This is a genomic window from Streptomyces sp. NBC_01351, assembly GCF_036237315.1.
GTDB lineage: Bacteria > Actinomycetota > Actinomycetes > Streptomycetales > Streptomycetaceae > Streptomyces.
Genome location: NZ_CP108356.1, coordinates 2,531,902 through 2,546,929 on the forward strand (window position 1 = coordinate 2,531,902; position 15,028 = coordinate 2,546,929).

At 70.9% G+C, this 15,028-nt stretch carries 14 protein-coding genes; 3 read left to right on the top strand and 11 right to left on the bottom strand.

All coding sequences use genetic code 11. The features are described 5' to 3' along the window. Positions 1-27: 27 nt before the first annotated feature. Together OG625_RS11235 and OG625_RS11240 are read right to left on the bottom strand one after the other, a co-directional pair. Complete coding sequence (locus tag OG625_RS11235; RefSeq protein ID WP_329378888.1) at positions 28-222, bottom strand: acyl-CoA carboxylase subunit epsilon; 195 nt, start codon at positions 220-222, stop codon at positions 28-30. Positions 223-238: 16 nt separating this feature from the next. Continuing rightward, positions 239-1,822: an acyl-CoA carboxylase subunit beta gene (locus OG625_RS11240; RefSeq protein ID WP_329378890.1), complete on the bottom strand. Its 1,584-nt coding sequence runs from the start codon at positions 1,820-1,822 to the stop codon at positions 239-241. 262 nt (positions 1,823-2,084) lie between these two features. Here OG625_RS11240 and OG625_RS11245 point away from each other — a divergent pair, with 262 nt between their 5' ends. Next, positions 2,085-2,693 carry a YceI family protein gene (locus tag OG625_RS11245; protein WP_329378892.1) on the top strand — a complete coding sequence of 203 codons (609 nt, stop codon included), beginning with the start codon at positions 2,085-2,087 and terminating at the stop codon, positions 2,691-2,693. Positions 2,694-2,715: 22 nt separating this feature from the next. Here the strand turns inward: OG625_RS11245 and OG625_RS11250 are convergent, their stop codons facing one another. The 6 genes from OG625_RS11250 to ureA all read right to left on the bottom strand — a co-directional run bounded on the left by OG625_RS11250 (position 2,716) and on the right by ureA (position 10,353). Beyond that, on the bottom strand, positions 2,716-4,071 hold the full coding sequence (locus OG625_RS11250; protein ID WP_329378894.1) for a hypothetical protein: 1,356 nt from the start codon (positions 4,069-4,071) through the stop codon (positions 2,716-2,718). An 89-nt stretch (positions 4,072-4,160) separates the two neighbouring features. Continuing rightward, positions 4,161-5,780, bottom strand: a complete 1,620-nt coding sequence (gene cimA / locus OG625_RS11255) for a citramalate synthase (protein WP_329378896.1) — start codon at positions 5,778-5,780, stop codon at positions 4,161-4,163. A gap of 370 nt (positions 5,781-6,150) precedes the next feature. Further along, entirely contained in the window at positions 6,151-6,771 is a 621-nt protein-coding gene (locus OG625_RS11260; protein ID WP_329378898.1) for a TetR/AcrR family transcriptional regulator, read from the bottom strand. A gap of 36 nt (positions 6,772-6,807) precedes the next feature. Further along, entirely contained in the window at positions 6,808-7,860 is a 1,053-nt protein-coding gene (locus tag OG625_RS11265) for an agmatine deiminase family protein (protein WP_329378900.1), read from the bottom strand. Positions 7,861-7,912: 52 nt separating this feature from the next. Next, complete coding sequence (locus OG625_RS11270; RefSeq protein ID WP_329378902.1) at positions 7,913-9,646, bottom strand: urease subunit alpha; 1,734 nt, start codon at positions 9,644-9,646, stop codon at positions 7,913-7,915. Beyond that, positions 9,643-10,353, bottom strand: coding sequence for an urease subunit gamma (gene ureA / locus OG625_RS11275; protein ID WP_329378904.1), 711 nt, complete (start codon positions 10,351-10,353; stop codon positions 9,643-9,645). Before ureA ends, OG625_RS11270 begins: the two co-directional genes overlap by 4 nt. Positions 10,354-10,510: 157 nt before the next feature. On the opposite strand from ureA, the gene OG625_RS11280 reads away from it, so the two are divergent. Together OG625_RS11280 and OG625_RS11285 are read left to right on the top strand one after the other, a co-directional pair. After that, positions 10,511-11,947: a cytosine permease gene (locus tag OG625_RS11280; protein ID WP_329378906.1), complete on the top strand. Its 1,437-nt coding sequence runs from the start codon at positions 10,511-10,513 to the stop codon at positions 11,945-11,947. Between the two features lie 103 nt (positions 11,948-12,050). Beyond that, a complete protein-coding gene (locus OG625_RS11285) occupies positions 12,051-12,203 on the top strand; it encodes a hypothetical protein (RefSeq protein WP_329378908.1) in 153 nt (50 codons plus the stop codon). Between the two features lie 92 nt (positions 12,204-12,295). Here OG625_RS11285 and OG625_RS11290 read toward each other — a convergent pair whose 3' ends face one another. The 3 genes from OG625_RS11290 to OG625_RS11300 all read right to left on the bottom strand — a co-directional run bounded on the left by OG625_RS11290 (position 12,296) and on the right by OG625_RS11300 (position 14,877). Beyond that, entirely contained in the window at positions 12,296-13,381 is a 1,086-nt protein-coding gene (locus OG625_RS11290) for a branched-chain amino acid aminotransferase (protein ID WP_329378910.1), read from the bottom strand. 229 nt (positions 13,382-13,610) lie between these two features. After that, positions 13,611-14,651 (bottom strand): 3-isopropylmalate dehydrogenase, encoded by a 1,041-nt coding sequence (locus OG625_RS11295; RefSeq protein WP_329378912.1) that lies wholly within the window; start codon positions 14,649-14,651, stop codon positions 13,611-13,613. An 88-nt stretch (positions 14,652-14,739) separates the two neighbouring features. Further along, positions 14,740-14,877 carry a hypothetical protein gene (locus OG625_RS11300; protein ID WP_329378914.1) on the bottom strand — a complete coding sequence of 46 codons (138 nt, stop codon included), beginning with the start codon at positions 14,875-14,877 and terminating at the stop codon, positions 14,740-14,742. Between the last annotated feature and the right edge of the window lie 151 nt (positions 14,878-15,028).

Consider the following 15,028-nt stretch of genomic DNA (forward strand, 5'->3'; position numbering starts at 1 on the left):
TGCGGGGCCTTCTCGGCTCTCGGGGGCTCAGCCCTGCCAGCTGTGCGGGGCGCGGAAGCCCGGGGTGCGCTCCAGGCGGCGCCAGCCGGCCTGGGAGCGGGGGGTGGTGACCGTCTCCTCGGGGGTGGCGGCCGCGCGGGCGAGCAGGATCGCGGTGATCGCGGCCAGCTCCTCGGGCTCGGCGTTGCCCTTCTCCACGCGCAGCATCATGTCGGTGCTCATCGGTGGCTTCTCTCCTCTACTGCGGCGGGTTGCCGTGCTTGCGGGACGGCAGGTCGGCGTGCTTGTTGCGGAGCATCGCGAGGGCGGACACGAGGGTCTCGCGGGTCTCGGCGGGGTCGATGACGTCGTCGACGAGGCCGCGCTCGGCCGCGTAGTACGGGTGCATCAGCTCGGCCTTGTACTCCTTGACCATGCGTACGCGCATGGCCTCGGGGTCCTCGGCGTCCGCGATCTGCTTGCGGAAGATGACGTTGGCGGCACCCTCGGCGCCCATCACGGCGATCTCGTTGGTGGGCCAGGCGTAGGTGATGTCGGCGCCGATGGACTGGGAGTCCATGACGATGTACGCGCCGCCGTAGGCCTTGCGCAGGATCAGCGAGATCCGCGGGACGGTGGCGTTGCAGTACGCGTACAGCAGCTTGGCGCCGTGGCGGATGATGCCGCCGTGCTCCTGGTCGACGCCCGGCAGGAAGCCGGGGACGTCCAGCAGGGTGATGATCGGGATGTTGAAGGCGTCGCAGAGCTGGACGAAGCGCGCCGCCTTCTCCGAGGCGTGGATGTCCAGGACGCCGGCGAGGTGGCCGGGCTGGTTGGCGACGATGCCGACGACCTGTCCGTCCATCCGGGCCAGGGCGCAGATGATGTTGCGGGCCCAGCGCTCGTGGATCTCCAGGACGTCGCCCTCGTCGACGAGCTCCTCGATGACCTTGAGCATGTCGTACGGGCGGTTGCCGTCGGCGGGCACCAGGTCCAGCAGGACGTCGCTGCGGCGGTCGGCCGGGTCGCTCGTCTCGTGGACGGGCGGGTTCTCGCGGTTGTTGGAGGGCAGCATCGAGATGAGGTAGCGGACCTCGGAGATGCAGGTCTCCTCGTCGTCGTACGCGAAGTGCGCGACGCCCGAGGTCTCGGCGTGCACGTCCGCGCCGCCGAGGCCGTTCTGGGTGATCTCCTCGCCGGTCACCGCGCGCACCACGTCCGGGCCGGTGATGAACATCTGCGAGGTCTCGCGCACCATGAACACGAAGTCCGTGAGGGCCGGGGAGTACGCGGCTCCGCCGGCGCACGGGCCCAGCATGACCGAGATCTGCGGGATGACGCCCGAGGCCTTGGTGTTGCGCTGGAAGATGCCGCCGTAGCCGGCGAGGGCGGAGACGCCCTCCTGGATGCGAGCGCCGGCGCCGTCGTTCAGGGAGACCAGCGGGGCACCGGCCGCGATGGCCATGTCCATGATCTTGTGGATCTTCGTGGCGTGGGCCTCGCCCAGGGCGCCGCCGAAGATGCGGAAGTCGTGTGCGTAGACGAAGACCGTGCGGCCCTCGACCGTGCCCCAGCCGGTGATGACACCGTCGGTGTAGGGCTTCTTCGCCTCCAGGCCGAAGCCGGTCGCGCGGTGGCGGCGCAGCTGTTCGACCTCCTTGAAGGAACCTTCGTCGAGCAGCAGCGCGATGCGCTCACGGGCGGTGAGCTTGCCCTTGGCGTGCTGGGTCTCGGTCGCGCGGTCGCTGGGGCCGCGCTTCGCCTGCTCGCGCAGGGAGTGCAGCTCGGCCACGCGCCCGCGGGCGTCCGCCGGCTCGCTCGGGGTCTGGTCCACAACGGTCATGTACCGACCTTACGAAGCGCGCCATGAAAAACCTCCGTTCATTCCACACAGTCTCCGGAGTCTTCCGCTGTCCGGCCCGCACAGTACGGCGAAAGGATGCAAGGACTCCACCAGAGGGGACCTTCGCCCTTTGTATGACTTCTACAAAAGGGGCCGACACACCCAGAAGATGTTGAATTTTGAACGGAATGGACCTAAGGTCGTCCTTGTTGAAGTCGTTGAACATTCAACGGACTCGCTAATCGCAACCAAGGAGCACGTCATGGGTCTCTTCACCCGCCGCCAGGACACCACCGCCACCACCACCGCCACCCTCCCGGTGGACCCGGCCCTCGCCGCCCTCACCGGCGACTACGCCATCGACCCCTCCCACAGCAGCATCGGCTTCACCGTCCGCCACGCCATGGTGACGAACGTCCGCGGCGGCTTCGACGCCTTCGAGGGCAGCCTGCACCTGGACGGCAGCGCCCCCGCCCGCTCCACCGCTTCCATCGACGTGACGATCGGTTCCGTCAGCACCGGCATCGCGGACCGCGACGCCCACCTGCTGGGCAGCGACTTCTTCGACGCCGAGCTCTTCCCGAAGATGACCTTCCGGTCCACCGAGGCGGCCCAGCTCGGCGGCGACAAGTACCGCATCACCGGCGAGCTGACGATCAAGGACGTCACGCGCCCGCTCTCCATCGACCTGGAGTTCAACGGCTCGGCCACCGACGTCTACGGCAACGAGCGCGTCGGCTTCGAGGGCTCTGCCGAGATCCTGCGCTCCCAGTGGGGCCTGACCTGGAACGCCGCGCTGGAGGCCGGCGGCGTGATGGTCAGCGACAAGGTGAAGCTGACCTTCGACATCTCCGCGATCAAGCAGGCCTGACCGGCGATGTCCCGGGGGGCGGCTAGAAGCCGCCCCCGCCGTCGAATCCGCCGCCCCCGTCGAATCCGCCACCGCCGCCGAAGTCCCCGCCGCCGAAGTCGGACGGGTTGAAGTCGGCCCCGGAAACGTCCCCGCCCTCGAAGCCGTTGCCGCCGCCGAAGTCCGCGGCGTAGGCCGGGCTGGACATCATCGAACCGAGCATCGTGCCCATGAGCAGACCGGGCAGGATGCCGCCGCCGAAGTAGCCGCCGGCCCAGGGACCGTACGCCGGGCCGGCGTCGTAGTAGGGGCGCGGCCCGTGCTCGGTGTCGACCGTGCGGACCGCCGGGTCCTGACCGTCGCGCACCCGTACGGCGTCCGCCGTGCACACGGGCACGGTACGGGAGGCCCCGCCGGCCGGAGCCCAGGTGGCGTCCTCGGTGCTCGGCCCGTGCCGGGGGTCGAAGAAGCAGGGCGAACGGCGCTCCGGCAGCGGCTTGCCCTGCCGGCGCGCGTCCAGACGGGCCAGCGCGAACCGGCCGTCCTCCAGGGCCTGGGTCACGCCCTTGACCTCTTCGGGATACTGAACCGAAGCCATGATCTGCTTGGCCCGCTCGTACGAGTCGAGCCCCTGCTCGTAATCCTTGCGCATGGCGTCGTCGGCGCCGGGCTCGCCCGGGTGGAAGTCGAGCCGGTCGAGCTCCTCGCCGAAGGCCGTGATGTCCTCGTCGACGACCACGCCGAGCCTCTCGACGGCCTCGCGCCGCGCCTCTTCCTTCCTCGTGCGGTTGCGCCGCACCAGCGCGTACGCACCGCCACCGCCGATCGCGGCGACCGCGCCGAGGGTGATCAGCCCGCCGACGGGAACGCCGTCGTCACCGCTCGTGGTACCCCAGGAGGCGGGGGCGCCGCCCTTGGCCTGGTTCAGGGCCTGGTCCACGAAGTTGTTGAGCTGGGTCGCCGCGTCGACCGGCCCGCCGGTCTTCACGGCCTCGCTGAGGTTGCGCACGGCATTGACCGGCATGACGGCCGGGTCGGCCCCGGCGTTGAACCCGTCACCGAGCCTGATCGCGTAGAGGCCGGTGATCCCGGTCTGGGCGCGGACCGCTTCCAGCACCTCGCCCGGCGGGAACTCGGCGGCGGTCGGCAGCACGGCGACGAACACCGGCTTCCCCGCGTCCTCGATCTTCTTCGCGAGCGCGTCCGCCTCGGCCTTCGGCAACTGTGCCTCGGCCCGGGGATCGACATAGACGGGCCCCTGCTTGAGGGCCTCCCCGACAGCGGCGACTCCGGTGGCGGCCGCCGCCTGCGGGGCGGCCACCAGGGCGGTAGCGGAGCCGGCCAGCACCAGACCGGCCAGCAGCGATCCGAAGCGTATGGATATCAGCCTGGTCCTCATATCCACGACGCTACCCGAACCGGTCATTTCCTGTGTGAACAGGACATAAGCCCGTCCGGACCGTACGCGATCCGGCCCGCGCCCTCCGGCTACTCGGCCGGTTCCACACCCGCGTGGAGGAGGCCGAAGGTGAAGGCGTCCTCCAGGGCCTGCCAGGATGCCGCGATCACGTTCTCGGCCACGCCGACCGTGTTCCACTCGCGGCTGCCGTCCGTCGTGGAGATCAGCACGCGCGTCGTGGACTCCGTGCCGTGCGTGCCCTCCAGGATGCGGACCTTGTAGTCGATCAGCTCGAACTTGGCCAGCTGGGGGTAGAAGCGCTCCAGGGCGACCCGCAGCGCACGGTCCAGCGCGTTGACCGGGCCGTTGCCCTCCGCCGTGGCGACGATCCGCTCGCCCTTGGCCCACAGCTTGACCGTGGCCTCGTTGGCGTGGGTGCCGTCCGGGCGGTCCTCGACGATCGCGCGCCAGGACTCGATGCGGAAGTACTTGCGGGCCCGGCCCTCGGCCTCCGCGCGCAGCAGCAGTTCGAAGGAGGCGTCGGCCGCCTCGTAGGTGTAGCCCTGGAGCTCGCGCTCCTTGACCCGCTCGACGACCCGGGAGATCAGCGCGCGGTCCCCGCCGAGGTCGACGCCGAGCTCCTTGCCCTTGAGCTCGATGGAGGCCCGACCGGCCATGTCCGAGACCAGCATCCGCATGGTGTTGCCGACCCGCTCGGGGTCGATGTGCTGGTAGAGGTCCGGGTCGACCTTGATCGCCGAGGCGTGCAGGCCCGCCTTGTGCGCGAAGGCGGAGACGCCGACGTAGGGCTGGTGCGTGGAGGGGGTGAGGTTGACGACCTCGGCGATGGCGTGCGAGATCCGGGTCATCTCGGCGAGCGCGCCTTCGGGGAGCACCTTGCGCCCGTACTTGATCTCCAGGGCGGCGACGACCGGGAAGAGGTTGGCGTTGCCGACGCGCTCGCCGTAGCCGTTCGCCGTGCACTGGACGTGCGTGGCGCCGGCGTCCACGGCGGCCAGGGTGTTGGCGACGGCGCAGCCGGTGTCGTCCTGGGCGTGGATGCCGAGGCGGGCGCCGGTGTCGGCGAGGACGGTGGCGACGGTCGCGGTCACCTGGGCGGGGAGCATGCCGCCGTTGGTGTCGCAGAGGATGACGACGTCGGCGCCGGCCTCGTGGGCGGCGCGTACGACGGACTTCGCGTACTCGGCGTTGGCCCGGTAGCCGTCGAAGAAGTGCTCGCAATCGACGAAGACGCGGCGGCCCTGTGCGACCAGGTGGGAGACGGTGTCGCGGACCATCTCCAGGTTCTCGTCGAGGGTGGTGCGCAGGGCCAGCTCGACGTGACGGTCGTGCGACTTGGCGACGAGGGTGATGACCGGGGCGCCGGACTCCAGCAGGGCCCGCACCTGCGGGTCCGTGGCGGCCGAGCCGCCGGCGCGGCGGGTCGCGCCGAAGGCGACGAGCCGGGCGTTCTTGAAGTCGATCTCGGCGCGGGCACGGGCGAAGAACTCCGTGTCGCGCGGGTTGGCGCCGGGCCAGCCGCCCTCGATGAAGCCCACTCCGAAGTCGTCCAGGTGCCGGGCGATCGTCAGCTTGTCGGCGACGGTGAGGTTGATGCCCTCGCGCTGGGCGCCGTCTCGCAGGGTGGTGTCGAAGACGTGGAAGCTGTCGTCGAGGACCGCTGCTGCCGCCTCTGGTGTCGTCGTCATGCTGATCTGACTCCTGTCGGATGAGTGGTTCCGGAAACCCGGGATCCACTGCCCCCATCATCGCGCGCGTTCACGTCCCGGCAGGGATGAGGCCGGGAAACGAAAAAACCTCTCGCGGGTGCGAGAGGTTTGCGCGCGGGTCTGGGGCACGGTGGCCGCTTCCCGCGAAGGTCTTCCACGGTTCAGCGGCCACTGAGGACCGGCGCGCTGCTGGCGATAATCATGAGCTGAGCAGGCACGCTCGCAGTGTGCCATAACGCTCGCCGCTGATGGACGGGGATCTCAGCATGCGGGCAGCCGCGCCGCGCGGTCGGGTGCGGCGCCGTTGCGGGGCGCTGCCCCGGACCCTGCGCCTCAAACGCCGGCGAGGCTATTCGTGCAGCGTGAGGGCTTCCGTGAGGAATTCGCGGACGTGGTCGAGGATGTCCTTGCGGTCCACCGTCGGGAGACCGACCGCCAGTTGGATGCTGAAGCCGTCCAGGAGGGCGCGGGTGCGGGCGGCCAGGCGGTCCGGGTCCACCGGGCGGAACTCGCCGCGCGAGATGCCCTCCGCGAGCAGGGCCACCAGGTCGCGGTGCCAGGCGCCCTCGATGGCCGCCTGCCGGTCGCGTTCCTCGGGGCCGGCGTTCTGGGAGCGGTTCCAGACCTCCAGCCACAGCGTCCAGTGCGGGTCGCGGGCCTGCGTGGGCACGTAGAGGTCCACGTACGCCTGCAGGCGCTCGCTCACCGGGCCGCGCCGGGACAGCAGGGCGCGCCGCGCGGTGCCCAGTTCCGCCTCGCTCCACTCCAGGGTCTGCAGCAGGAGCTCGTCCTTGCTGCGGAAGTAGTAGAGGAGGTGGCCGCTGCTCATGCCGACCTCGCGGCCCAGACCGGCCATGGTCAGGCCTTCCAGGCCGCGCTCGGCGATCGTGGCCATGGCGGCGACGAGTACGTCCTCGCGCGGGGGCGCGTTCTTGCGCGCCGCACGTACCGGTACTCCACCCGCCACCATGGGCCACTCCTTCGAACGTGTTGCCGTGGCCGTGGGTCAGACCTTCGGCTGCTGCTGGGTGATGCAGTGGATACCGCCACCCCCGGCGAAAATCGTACGTGCGTCGACGAGGGTCACCGTCCGCTCGGGGAACAATCCGCGGAAGATCTCGGCGGCCTCCTCGTCGCGCGGGTCGTCGAAGGCGCACAGAACGACGCCGTCGTTGCACAGGTAGTGGTTGATGTAGGAGTAGTCCACCCACTCCCCGTCCTCCTCCAGCACGGTCGGCGCCGGGATCTCCACGACCTCCAGCAGCCGGCCCCGGGCGTCGGTGGACGCGCGCAGGATGGCCGCGATGGTCTTGCAGCGCTCGTGGTCCGGGTGGGCCGGGTCGGGCTGGGAGTGCACCATGACGACGCCGGGGCGGGCGAAGGCCGCGACGATGTCGACGTGGCCCTGCGTGCCGTAGGTGCCGTAGTCGCCGGCCAGGCCGTACGGGAGCCAGATCGCCTTGGTGGTGCCGAGGTGGGCGTGGATCTCCTGCTCGACCTGTTCGCGGGTCCAGTCGGGGTTGCGGCCCTTGCCCAGCTGCACGGTGTCGGTGAGGAGCACGGTGCCCTCGCCGTCGACGTGGATGGCGCCGCCCTCGTTGACGAGCGGGGTGCTGTAGGTGCGGGTGCCGACCACGTCCGAGATGTGCCGGGCGACCTTGGAGTCGTGCTCCCAGCGGGCCCACTCCTGCGCGCCCCAGCCGTTGAAGGTCCAGTCGACGGCGGCCAGCTCGCCGGCCTCGTTGGTGACGAAGGTCGGGCCGATGTCGCGCATCCAGGCGTCGTCGAGCTCCCGCTCGACCAGCACCAGTTCGTGGCCGTCGGCCCCTCCGGCGATCGCACGGGCACTGTCCGCGTCACCGGGCGAGACGACGAGGGTCACGGGCTCGTACGAGCGGACCGCGCGCGCGACGGCTCCCCAGGCCTCGCGGGCCTCGGCGAGCTCCTGCGCGTTGGTGAAGGTGGGGTTGGGGCTGGGCCAGGCCATCCAGGTGCGCTCGTGGGGCATCCACTCGGCGGGCATCCGGAATCCGGCGTTCACGGGCTTGTTCGTGGTCATGACGGGGTCCTTACGGGCTTACAGGCTGTGCCGGCTTGCAGGCTGTGCCGGCCTACAGGAAGTACAGGCGGTTGAGGGAGACCGATTCGGCCGCTTCGGAGCGCAGCGGTTCCCCGTCGAGGGAGACGAGTCCGCTGCGCGCGTCCACATCGACCGCGCCCACCCGGGAGTTGAGGAGGAGGTCCTTGGGGCCGATGCCGCGGGTGCCGCGGACGGCGACCCGGCGTCGGCGGGTGGGCATCTCGTCGCTGCCGAGGGCCGCCGCGGCGGCCGAGACGAAGGCGACGGAGATGTCGGCGGCCGTGGCCCCGTACGAGCCGAACTGCGGGCCGAGGACCAGCGGTTCGCAGGTGTCGGTGGCCGCGTTGGGGTCGCCGGTGACCCCGTAGGCCGGGAAGCCGGACTTGAGGACCAGCTGCGGCTTGGCGCCGAAGAACTGGGGGCGCCACAGCACGATGTCGGCGAGCTTGCCGACCTCGATCGAGCCGATCTCGTGGGCCAGGCCGTGGGCGATGGCCGGGTTGATCGTCAGCTTGGCCATGTAGCGCAGGACGCGGGCGTTGTCGTCGCCCTCGCCGTCGCCGGCCAGGCGGCCGAGCTCGCCCTTCATCTTGGCGGCCATGGCGAAGGTGCGGCGGATGGTCTCGCCCGCGCGACCCATGCCCTGGGCGTCGGAGGAGGTGATGCCGATCGCGCCCAGGTCGTGCAGTACGTCCTCGGCGCCCATGGTGCCGGCGCGGATCCGGTCGCGGGCCATGGCGGCGTCGCCGGGGAGGTCCGGCTTGAGGTCGTGGACGGAGACGATCATGCCGTAGTGCTCGGCGACCGCGTCCCGGCCGAAGGGCAGGGTGGGGTTGGTGGAGGAGCCGATGACGTTCGGCACGCCCGCCATCTTGAGGACGTTGGGGACGTGCCCGCCGCCGCAGCCCTCGATGTGGAAGGCGTGGATGGTGCGGCCGTCCAGGACGCGCAGGGTGTCCTCGACGGAGAGGCACTCGTTCAGGCCGTCGCTGTGCAGGGCGACCTGTACGTCGTACTCCTCGGCCACGCGCAGGGCGGTGTCCAGGGCCCGGGTGTGGGCGCCCATGTCCTCGTGGACCTTGAAGCCGGACGCGCCGCCCTCGGCGAGGGCCTCGACCAGCGGGGCCGCGTCCGAGGAGGAGCCGCGGGCGAGGAAGCCGATGTTGACGGGCCAGGCGTCGAAGGCGTTGAAGGCGTGCTTCAGCGCCCACGGGGAGTTGACGCCTACGCCCCAGACGGGGCCGAACTCCTGGCCGATGATCGTGGTGACGCCCGCGGCGAGCGAGGCCTCCATGATGCGCGGCGAGAGCAGGTGGACGTGGGTGTCGACGGCGCCGGCGGTGGCGATGAGGCCCTCGCCGGAGACGATCGAGGTGCCCGTGCCGACGACGACGTCGACCCCGTCGAGGGTGTCAGGGTTTCCGGCCCTGCCGATCGCGTGGATACGGCCCTCGCGGATGCCGATGGAGACCTTGCGGATGCCGAGTACGGCGTCGATGACGAGGACGTTGCTGATCACGACGTCGCAGGTCTCGCGGACGGCGGCGGCCTTCAGGTGCAGGCCGTCACGGGCCGTCTTGCCGAAACCGGCCAGGAACTCGTCACCGGGCTTCTGCGCGTCGGCCTCCACCCGGACGGTGAGCCCGGAGTCGCCGAGCCGTACCCGGTCCCCGGCGCGGGGGCCGAAGACGGAGGCGTACTCGTGGGGGTCGATGTGCCGGCTGCCCGGCGCGCAGTGGTCACTGTGGGGGGTCTGACGGCTCACGCCTGGTCTCCGTCCTCGTGGGGGGCCGCTACTCCGAGGTAGCCGCAGGCCGCCGCGCGGCGCAGCGCCTCGTCCTTGGCCCCCGGTGCGTCCAGGGGGCCGTCGACCAGGCCCGCGAAGCCGATCGCGATGCGGTCGCCGCCGATCGGGACCAGGCCGACCTCGCCCTCGCCGTGGGGGTCGAACCGGACGGACGAGCCCGCCGGCACGCACAGCCGCATGCCGTAGGCGGCGGCCCGGTCGAAGTCGAGGCGCGGGTTGGCCTCGAAGAAGTGGAAGTGGGAGGTGACGCTCACCGGTACGGAGGCCGTGTTGCGCACCTGCAGGTGCAGCACGGGCTCCGGCTGGGGGGCGCCGGGGCCGGGGACGACCGCGCCGGGGGCGTCGTCGCCGAGCGACACCGCGCCCTGGATGGGGGACGAGACCACCGCGAGGCGGGATCCGTCGTCGAAGACGGCCTCCACGTGCACCTCGGCGACCACGTCGGCCACGCCGGGCAGGACGTCGTCGGGGCCCAGCACGCTGCGGGCCTCCTCGATGGCCTCCGCGAGCCGCTTGCCGTCGCGCGCCGCCTCGCAGACCGTGTCCGCGATCAGCGCGGTGGCCTCCGGGACATTGAGCTTGAGGCCCCGGGCCCGCCGGGCCCTGGCCAGTTCCGCAGCGCTGCGGAGCAGCAGCCGGTCGCGCTCCGTAGGGGTCAGCCGCACGCCGATCCACCACCTCTTGAGTCGATGGGTTAGAGCATCACTCTAACTCTTCATTTCCTTGCAGGGAATCATTGACCTGGGAGCAGGGAGTAAGTCACATTGAGTGTCGCTCAAACAGATGCACAACCACCCCCCGCCCTGCCAAGGGAGTCCCCCCATGCCCATCGAACAGCGCGGAGTCGACACCATCCCGGAAGAGGAGCGGACGAGCGGTCCCCGTGACCTGATCTCGATCCTCCTCGGCTCCAACCTCTGCCTCGGTGTGATCGTTTTCGGCTGGTTGCCCCCGTCCTTCGGGCTGGGCCTGTGGCCCTCGGTCACCGCCATCGTGACCGGCACCCTCGTCGGGATCGCCTTCACCGCGCCGCTGGCGCTGGTCTCCCTGCGGACCGCCACCAATCTCTCGACCTCCAGCGGTGCCCAGTTCGGCGTCCGCGGCCGGCTCGTCGGCTCGGTGGTCGGCCTGCTGCTCTCGCTCGGGTACACCGCGCTCACCCTGTGGATCGGGGGCGACGTGATGGTCGGCGTGCTGTCCCGGCTCACGGGGCTGCCGGACACGGGCGTCTCGCGGGCGGTGATGTACGGCGTGCTCGCCGCGTGCACCGTCGTCGCGGCCGTCTTCGGCTACCGGCTGCTGCTGCGCCTGAGCAAGGTCCTGTCCATCGGGATGGTGGTCCTGCTGGCCCTCGGCGTGTACGCCTACGCCCCGGACTTCACGACGGCCGCGCCGCCGGACACCGCGTACCTCCTGGGCTCCTTCTGGCCGACCTGGCTGCTGGCCGCCGTCGCCGCCGGGCTGAGCGGTCCCGTCGCCTTCATCACCCTGCTCGGCGACTACACGCGCTACATATCCCCCCGCAAGCACAGCTCCCGCAAGGTCTACTGGGCCACCGGTCTCGGCCTGCTCGTCGGCCTGCTGATCCCGCAGCTCTTCGGCACCTACACCGCGCTCGCCGCCAAGGCCGGCGCCGACTACGCGGGGCCGCTGGTCGACGCCGCGCCGTTCTGGTACCTGGTTCCGCTGCTCGCCGCCGCCGCGGCCGGCTCGGTGGGCAACGCGGGGCTGATGCTCTACTCCATGGGCCTCGACCTGGACGCGATCGTCCCCAAGGCCACCAGGACCACGGCCACCCTGGTCGCCGCGGCCGTCGCCACCGCCTTCGTCTTCGTCGGCTCGTTCGAGTGGGACGTCCAGGCCGCGATGACCTCCTTCGTCCTGCTGCTGACCGCGATCGGCACCCCGTGGGCGGTGATCACCCTGATCGGCTACGTGCGCTGCCGCGGCCGGTACGACGCCGACGCCCTCCAGGTCTTCAACCGTCGCTCGGTGGGCGGGATCTACTGGTACCGCGGCGGCTGGAACCTCGCCGCCACCGCCTCCTGGGCGACCGGCGCCGGGGTCGGCCTGCTCGCCGTGACCACCCCCTTCTACGAGGGCCCGCTGCTCGCCCTCACCGGCGGCGTGGACTGCTCCTTCGTGCTCTCCGGCCTGGCCGGCGGCCTGCTCTACACGGCCCTGACCGCCCGCACCGCCCCGGCCGGCGCCGTTGCCGTCGCCGCCGAGGAGCCGGAACCCGTGACCGCGGCCGTCTGAGCAGCCGCGGCCCGGCGCTCAACCTTCGGGCCCCCGGCGGCGTCTCCCCGTACAGCGGCCGCCGGACAGGAGCGGCCGGTACTAAACGGTACGGGGAGACGTCGTGGAAGAACTCGCATACGTGGCGGGCAGGATCGTCAAGGGGTTCGCGGGCCTGGCCTACGTCTTCGGTGAAACGCTGGTGGGGCTCGGCCCGGACGGGAAGGACCAGGAGCGCAAGAAGAAGCGCGAGGGCGAGGCGGACGAGGAGCGCTGACCACGCCCCTCCTCCCCGCGTACCGCCCCGGACGCCCGAAGGCCCCCCGCTCATCGCGCGGGGGGCCTTCGGTCCGTTCGGGGCAGTGCCGGCTAGCCCAGCGGGTGCATCCAGCCGTGGGTGTCGGCGGCGTGGCCGGTCTGGAGTTCCAGCAGGGCCTTGCGCAGGCGCATGGTGACCGGGCCGGGCTCGCCGTCGCCCTGGATCCAGTTCTCGCGGTCGGACTTGACGGAGCCGACCGGGGTGATGACGGCGGCGGTGCCGCAGGCGAACACCTCGGTGAGGGTGCCGTTCGCGTTGTCGCGCTGCCAGTCCTCAGTGGTGAGGCGGCCCTCCTCCGCGGTGTAGCCGAGGTCGCGGGCGATGGTGAGGAGGGAGTCGCGGGTGATGCCCGGGAGGAGCGAGCCGGTGAGCTCCGGGGTGACGATGCGGTCGCCGTACACGAAGTACAGGTTCATCCCGCCCATTTCCTCGATCCAGCGGTGCTCGACGGCGTCGAGCCAGACCACCTGGTCGCAGCCGTGCGAGGCCGCCTGGGCCTGCGCGACCAGCGAGGCCGCGTAGTTGCCGCCGGTCTTGGCCGCGCCGGTGCCGCCCTTGACCGCGCGGACGTAGTCCTCGGAGAGCCAGACGGAGACGGGCTTCACGCCGCCGGGGAAGTACGCGCCGGCGGGCGAGGCGATGACGATGAAGAGGAACTCGTTGGCCGGGCGGACACCAAGACCGACCTCGGAGGCGAACATGAACGGCCGCAGGTACAGGGAGGCTTCGCCGGAGTCCGGCACCCAGGCGCGGTCCTGCTGGATGAGGGCGTCGCAGGCCGCGATGAACAGCTCGGTCGGCAGCTCCGGCATGGCCATGCGGCGCGCGGAGGACTGGAAGCGCTCGGCGTTGGCCTGCGGGCGGAAGGTGGCGACGGTGCCGTCGGGCTGGCGGTAGGCCTTGAGGCCCTCGAAGATCGTCTGCGCGTAGTGCAGGGTCATGTTCGCCGGGTCGATCGACAGCGGCGCGTACGGGACCAGCTCGGCATCGTGCCAGCCGCGGCCCTCGGTCCACTTGATCGTCACCATGTGATCGGTGAAGTGGCGGCCGAATCCGGGGCTGGCCAGGATCGCCTCGCGCTCCGCGTCGGACAGCGGGTGCGAGGAGGGCTTGAGCTCGATCGTGGGCGTCGTCATGAGTGCTTGTCCTTCACCGGTTGTGTATGGCGGACCGCGCTCACGGCGTACTAGGACGTCCGAGCTTCCCCGCATTCCGCGGCCTCGCGTTCGATTATCGCGCGCGCGAAGGCTTCGGAGAAGCCGGGGGTAAGCGGCCCAGGGGAGATGGTGGCACCCGGGCCCGCACAGGGAAAGCCGCCGGGTCCCCTAATGCGACCCGGCGGCTTCCTGGGGTGGTGCTGCCGGGTCAGCCGGCTACGCGCGCGGCGAGGGCGTCGCCGATCTCGTCGGTGGAGCGGAAGGTGCCGTCGCGCTCCGCGAGGTCGGCGGAGACCGCGTCCTCGATGCGGACGGCCTGGGCCTCGTAGCCCAGGTGACGCAGCAGGAGGGCCACGGAGAGGATCGTCGCGGTCGGGTCGGCCTTGCCGGTGCCCGCGATGTCCGGGGCCGAGCCGTGGACGGGCTCGAACATGGACGGGAAGCTGCCGGTCGGGTTGATGTTCCCGGAGGCGGCGAGGCCGATCCCGCCGGTCACGGCGGCGGCCAGGTCGGTGAGGATGTCACCGAAGAGGTTGTCCGTCACGATGACGTCGAAGCGCTCGGGCTGGGTGACGAAGAAGATCGTCGCGGCGTCGACGTGCAGGTAGTCGGTGGTGACCTCGGGGTACTCCTGGCCGACCTTGTCGAAGATGTTCTTCCACATGTGGCCCGCGTACACGAGGACGTTGTTCTTGTGCACCAGCGTCAGCTTCTTGCGCGGGCGGGCGTTGGCCCGCTCGTACGCGTCGCGGACGACGCGCTCGACGCCGTAGGCGGTGTTGATGCTGACCTCGGTGGCCACCTCGGCGGGGGTGCCGGTGCGCAGGCTGCCGCCGTTGCCGGTGTACGGGCCTTCGGTGCCCTCGCGGACCACGACGAAGTCGATCTCCGGACGACCGGCGAGCGGGGTGGCCGTGTTCGGGAAGAGCTTCGACGGGCGCAGGTTGATGAAGTGGTCGAAGGCGAAGCGGAGCTTCAGCAGGAGGCCGCGCTCCAGCACGCCGGACGGGACCGAGGGGTCGCCGATGGCGCCCAGCAGGATCGCGTCGTGGTGCTTGAGGGCTTCGAGCTCCGCGTCCGGAAGGGTCTCACCGGTGCGGTGCCAGCGCTGGGCGCCGAGGTCGTATTCCTTGGTCTCCAGCTTCACATCCTGGGGCAGGACCGCGGTAAGGACCTTGAGTCCCTGAGCCACGACTTCCTGGCCGATGCCATCACCGGGGATCACTGCGAGATTGATGCTGGTCGACATGACGGAACCGTACTCCCTGTCCCAGCCCTCAGACATATTGCGTCCACCATCTGGACGCGGATCGCAATATGTCTGATGAGCGGGCTGATCAGTGACCGGTCGATCCGCCGTTGTCACGGCGGTCCAGAGCCCGCTGGAGGGCGGCGGCGGCGTTCCTGCGGTCGGCGTCGGCCGGGGAGGAGCGGCGGACTCGGCGGGCTGCGACGGTGGCGGTGGTGGTGTTCATGGGTGATCGACTCCTTGAGATCACGGCGTGGCGGGGCCACGGATGAGGGGTTCCTTCAAGGCGCCGGAAGAGGCGGGGAGCGGTGCGCCGCAGGGGTTGCCTGCCAGGGGCGCGCGCTCTCTACCGCCATTCGCCTGATCGGCGAGACGTT

What these genes read in the sequence shown, in the direction of transcription:
- OG625_RS11235 (WP_329378888.1), bottom strand. Translation starts at nt 222, where the DNA reads ATGAGCACCGACATGATGCTGCGCGTGGAGAAGGGCAACGCCGAGCCC.
- OG625_RS11240 (WP_329378890.1), bottom strand. Translation starts at nt 1,822, where the DNA reads ATGACCGTTGTGGACCAGACCCCGAGCGAGCCGGCGGACGCCCGCGGG.
- OG625_RS11245 (WP_329378892.1), top strand. Translation starts at nt 2,085, where the DNA reads ATGGGTCTCTTCACCCGCCGCCAGGACACCACCGCCACCACCACCGCC.
- OG625_RS11250 (WP_329378894.1), bottom strand. Translation starts at nt 4,071, where the DNA reads ATGAGGACCAGGCTGATATCCATACGCTTCGGATCGCTGCTGGCCGGT.
- cimA (WP_329378896.1), bottom strand. Translation starts at nt 5,780, where the DNA reads ATGACGACGACACCAGAGGCGGCAGCAGCGGTCCTCGACGACAGCTTC.
- OG625_RS11260 (WP_329378898.1), bottom strand. Translation starts at nt 6,771, where the DNA reads ATGGTGGCGGGTGGAGTACCGGTACGTGCGGCGCGCAAGAACGCGCCC.
- OG625_RS11265 (WP_329378900.1), bottom strand. Translation starts at nt 7,860, where the DNA reads ATGACCACGAACAAGCCCGTGAACGCCGGATTCCGGATGCCCGCCGAG.
- OG625_RS11280 (WP_329378906.1), top strand. Translation starts at nt 10,511, where the DNA reads ATGCCCATCGAACAGCGCGGAGTCGACACCATCCCGGAAGAGGAGCGG.
- OG625_RS11290 (WP_329378910.1), bottom strand. Translation starts at nt 13,381, where the DNA reads ATGACGACGCCCACGATCGAGCTCAAGCCCTCCTCGCACCCGCTGTCC.
- OG625_RS11295 (WP_329378912.1), bottom strand. Translation starts at nt 14,651, where the DNA reads ATGTCGACCAGCATCAATCTCGCAGTGATCCCCGGTGATGGCATCGGC.
- OG625_RS11300 (WP_329378914.1), bottom strand. Translation starts at nt 14,877, where the DNA reads ATGAACACCACCACCGCCACCGTCGCAGCCCGCCGAGTCCGCCGCTCC.